General features: G+C 78.3%; 3 protein-coding genes. 1 reads left to right on the plus strand and 2 read right to left on the minus strand.

Annotated features, from left to right (window positions below; genetic code table 11):
* Both BG452_RS30305 and BG452_RS30310 read right to left on the minus strand, forming a co-directional pair.
* A partial coding sequence (locus tag BG452_RS30305) for a BTAD domain-containing putative transcriptional regulator (protein ID WP_188307549.1) occupies positions 1-1303 on the minus strand: 1303 nt, incomplete at its 3' end.
* Between the two features lie 176 nt (positions 1304-1479).
* Entirely contained in the window at positions 1480-1950 is a 471-nt protein-coding gene (locus tag BG452_RS30310) for a hypothetical protein (protein ID WP_188307550.1), read from the minus strand.
* A 380-nt stretch (positions 1951-2330) separates the two neighbouring features.
* Between BG452_RS30310 and BG452_RS30315 the strand changes: the two genes are divergently transcribed.
* Positions 2331-4500, plus strand: a 2170-nt coding sequence (locus tag BG452_RS30315; RefSeq protein WP_188307551.1) for a BTAD domain-containing putative transcriptional regulator, incomplete at its 3' end; no start/stop codon positions are given.

The raw sequence follows: 4500 nt of genomic DNA on the forward strand, positions 1-4500 counted from the left end.
GAGCGGCGGCGTGGCGGTCCGGGCCGAGGGCGCGGGCGAGCAGCGCGTGGGCGTCCGCTGCGGCGAGCGGGCCGAGCGGGAGCGCCAGCGCGTCCTCGTGGACCAGCAGGTCGCGCAGCCGGTTGCGGCTGGTGACGACGGTGACCGGGCCCAGGGCGGTGCTCTCCGCCGAGGGCAGGCCGGGCAGCAGCGGGGCGAGCTGCCGGTAGCAGGCGGCGTCGTCCAGCAGGATCAGGATCCGGCGGTCGGCGAGGAGTTCGCGGTAGTGGGCCGCGCGCTCGGCGGGATCGGCGGGGACGGCCCCGGGGGCTATGCCGAGGTCCGTGAGGAAGCCGGCCAGGACGTCGGCGGGCTCGCGCGGGCCGTTCGGGTCGGTGCCGCGCAGGTCGGCGCGCAGCACGCCCTCGGGGAAGCGCTGCGCCGCCCAGTGCTGGACCAGCGACGTCTTGCCCACCCCGGCCGGGCCGGTGACCAGGATCGGGCGGCCGGTCCGGGCGGCCACGGCCAGTGCCTCGTGCAGCCGGGCGAGTTCGGCGGTGCGGCCGATGAAGCGCCGGTCGGGCGCCGCGTGGCGCGCCAGCTGCTCACCCGCCAGCCGTAGCTCCGGCCCCGGCGGACCGACCAGCCGGGCCACCGCGTGGTCGTAGCGGGCCCGTGCCTCCGGCCCGCGCCCGGCCTGCTCCAGGCACTGGACCAGCCGGGCGGTCAGCGGCTGCCGGCTGGGGTGGGCGTCGGCCGCCTCGGTCAGCTCGGCCACCAGTTCGCCGCCGCGACCGGCCAGCACCAGTTCCTGCGCCAGCCGGTCCAGGGCGCGCAGCCGCAGGTCGGTCAGGTACGGGAGGGTGCGTTCGCGCAGCAGGGCGGACCCGCAGTCGACCAGCGCCGGCCCGCGCCACAGGTCGAGGGCCGCGCGCAGCAGCGGGACGGCCGCGGCGTGCGCCCCCACCCCGGCGACGGTCTCCGGCAGCAGGAGGCCCGCCCGGTCGCAGAGCGCGCCGAACCGCACCAGGTCCACCCGGTCCGCGTCGCCCTCCAGGACGTACCCGCCGCCGCGGGTGCCCAGGACCAGCCGGGGATCGTCCAACTGCTGCCGCAGTGCGGCCACATGGCCCTGCAGGGCGGCCCGCGCGGTCGGCGGCGCGGTGCCGTCCCAGACCAGCTCGATCAGCTCCTCGGCGCCCACCGGCTGGTTCAGCCGGGCGGCCAGCGCCCCCAGCAGGGCGCGCCGCTTCGGGGCCGAGGGCGTGACCTCGGTGCCGTCGGCCCGCCGGACCACCATCGGCCCGAGCAGCTCGATCTCCATGCTTCCCTTCCCCCGTGCCACGGGCGTCGGGCCCGTCCCGGGCCCGGCTTCGAACTCCCGCCTGCGGGCCGACGCTCCCCGGTGCCCCCGACGCCGCCCCGTCCGTCCGCCCGGGCGGACGGACGGGAGTGCGAAGACGGTCCCTAGGAGAGGACGACGGGCCGAGGCCCGACGGTTCAGCTGACGGACTCGCCGGCCGTCCGCCGCGGGCGCTCCGCCTGCTCGGACCAGACCGGCGGCGTCCTGACGTCCGGGCCGTCCAGGACCAGCACGTCGAACGGCGCGTAGTCGTCCGCCCGGTCCCGGGCGGTGAAGCCGGCCGCGGACAGGACCGCGATCACCGCCGCCGCCATCGCCGTGTGGATCCCGCCGGCCTGCCGGGCCGCCGCGGTCGGCTCCCCGCCCCGCTCCAGGTCCGCCGTCGCCCTGCACCGCAGCCGGGGACTGAGGTGCCAGCTCACCAGCACCTCCGGCTCCTCGCCGAAGTGCTGGTTCCAGGTGCTCACCCGGACCTCCGCGCCGACGGCCAGCGCCGCGTCCAGGCCCGGGGCCACCACTGGCAGCCCGGCGGCGGCGAGTTCGTCGCGGACCCGCTGGGCCAGCCGCTCGAACCGGGCGTTCACGTGTCTCCCGTGAGTCTCGTCCATGCCCGCACGCTACCGGGACGGCCCGACCGCCCGCAGGCGACCGCCCCCTCGGGCTCCGCCCCGGCGGGCAACCGTCCCCCCGCCCCGGCCGGCTCCCCACCGCCGACGAACGCCCGCACACCGGCCGGACACGTGTGCGCACCACCCCGCAGCACCCGCCCCTTCGGCCGCCGCACCGACAACGCCCCCGCCCACCCGAGCCCCACCCACCACACCACTGCGCCCCCGCAGGCAACCATCCCCCACCCCGACGGACTCTCTACCCACGGCGGCCCCACCGACGACCACCGTCCGGATAGGGGCAGGACACGTGTGCGCACTACACTGCTCCACCCCGCAGGCCGCCGACGGTTCTCGGGTGCGGCGAGGTGGGGGTACTGGTGCGGATTCGGCTGCTCGGGCCGGTGGAACTGCAGGTCGCGACGGGCGGTCTGGCCACCCTGGCGGGGGCGCAGCGGCGGGCGGTGCTGGCGCTGCCGGCGCTGCGGCTGGGCCAGGTCGTGACCATGGACCAGTTCTGCGAGCTGCTGTGGGGCGAGCGTCCGCCCGCCAGTGCCCGGGCGGCGGTGCAGGGGCACGTGGCGGCGCTGCGCAAGGTGCTGGCGGACTCCCCGTTCGAGCTGCACACCCGGGCCTGCGGCTACCTGCTGAGCGGGCCGGCCGAGGAGGTGGACGCGCTGCGGTTCGCCCGGCTGGCCGGGCTGGCCGGGGAGTGCGCCGAGCGCGAGGCCGACGGGGAGGCGATCGCGCTGCTGGAGGAGGCGTTGCAGCTGTGGCGCGGCGAGGCCCTGGCGGACCTGCCGGACACCCCGCTGCGGGCCGCCACGGTGGACCACCTGAAGCAGTCCTCCACCGCCGCGCTGCTCCACTGGGCCGGGCTGCGGCTGCGGCAGGGCACGGGGGCGGCGGCGGTGGCGGTGCTGGAGCAGAACGTGCGGCGGGACGGCCTGCGCGAGGAGCTGGTGGCCCTGCTGATGCGCTGCCTGCACCAGGCCGGACGGCCCGCGGACGCGCTGAACGCCTTCCACCGGACCAGGCTGCGGCTGGACCGCGAGTTGGGCATCCGCCCCGGACCGGCGCTGCGGGCCGCGTTCGCCGAGGTGCTGGCGGACGACCGGCCGGAGGCGGTGCAGGTGACCGCCGCCCCGGCGCCCGCTCCCCCGGTCGCCGTACCGTTCCAGCGGGCTCCCCGCCAGCTGCCCCGCCAACGCGTCGCACTGATCGGCCGCACCGCCGAGACGCGGTGGCTGGACCGCGCCTGCGCCGCCGACCGGGCCACCGACGGACCGGCCCTGGTGGTCGGCCCGGCCGGCAGCGGGAAGAGCACCCTGGTCACCGCCTGGGCCCACCGGGCCGCCGACCGCTTCCCGGACGGCCTGCTGTACGCGGACCTGCGCGGCCTCGACCCGGCCGGCCCGGCCGACCCGGGGGCCGTCCTCGGCCGGTTCCTGCGCGCCCTCGGCGTCCCGGACGACGCGCTGCCCGCCGACCGGGCCGGCCGCGCCGCGCGCTACCGCGAACGCACCAGGGGCCGCCGGCTGCTGGTGGTCCTGGACGACGCCGCCGACGCCGACCAGCTCGCCGACCTGCTGCCCGAGGGGCCGGACTGCGCCGCCGTGGTGACCGCCCGCGGCTCCCTGGAGAAGCTGGTCGCCACCGACGACGCCACCCTGCTGCGGCTGACCGCGCTGCCCGAGGACGACGCCCTGGCCCTGCTGGAGCACCTGCTGACGCCCGGGCGGGTGGCCGCCGAGCCGGCGGCGGCCGCCGAACTCGTCCGCCTCTGCGAGCACCTGCCGCTGGCCCTGCGGCTCGCCGCCGCCCGGCTGGCCGCCCACCCGGGCTGGACGGTCGCCGACCTGGTCGCCGAACTCGCGGACGAGCACACCCGGCTGGCCGCCCTGGAGGTCGACGGTGACACCGGCCTGCGCCAGGAGCTGTTGCTGACGTACCGTCAACTACCGCACGAGGCAGCCGAACTGCTCGCCCTGCTGGCCGTCCACCCCGGCCGCGAGGTGGACGGTCTGGCCGCCGCCGCGCTGCTCGGCACCGACGCCGCGACCGCCCACCGGGCGCTGGGCGACCTGGCCTCCCGCCACCTGCTCACCGGCGCCGCCCCCGGCCGCTACCACCGCACCGACCTGGTCCGGCTGTTCTCCGCCGACCTGCTCGCCGAGCGGTCCGAACAGCACCGGGAGCAGGCCCGCACCCGTCTGCTGGACCACTACCAGGCCGCGCTGCAGCACTGCGGCCGCTACCTCGACCCCGGCCAGGAGGACACCGGGGCGCCCGACCGGCCGGGCCGGCCCGTCCCGCCCGCCGCGGACATCCGCACCGCGCTCGACTGGTTCCGCGCCGAGGAGCCCGCCGTCCGGGCACTGATCGAGGAGAGCGCCGCCACCCGCCCCGACCGGGCCTGGCGGCTCGCCCTGACCACCGGTTCGCTCTACTACGGCGCCAGCCGCTTCACCGACTGGCTGGCCCGCGCCGAGACCGGCCTGGCGGCCGCCGAGCGCTGCGCCGACCCGGTCGCGGCGGCCTTCCTGCTCA

The organism is Streptomyces sp. CBMA123, from assembly GCF_014596465.1.
Classification (GTDB): Bacteria; Actinomycetota; Actinomycetes; order Streptomycetales; family Streptomycetaceae; genus Kitasatospora.

Bases quoted from the DNA above. Each gene is read 5' to 3' on its own strand.
- BG452_RS30310 (WP_188307550.1), bottom strand. From the start codon at position 1,950: ATGGACGAGACTCACGGGAGACACGTGAACGCCCGGTTCGAGCGGCTG.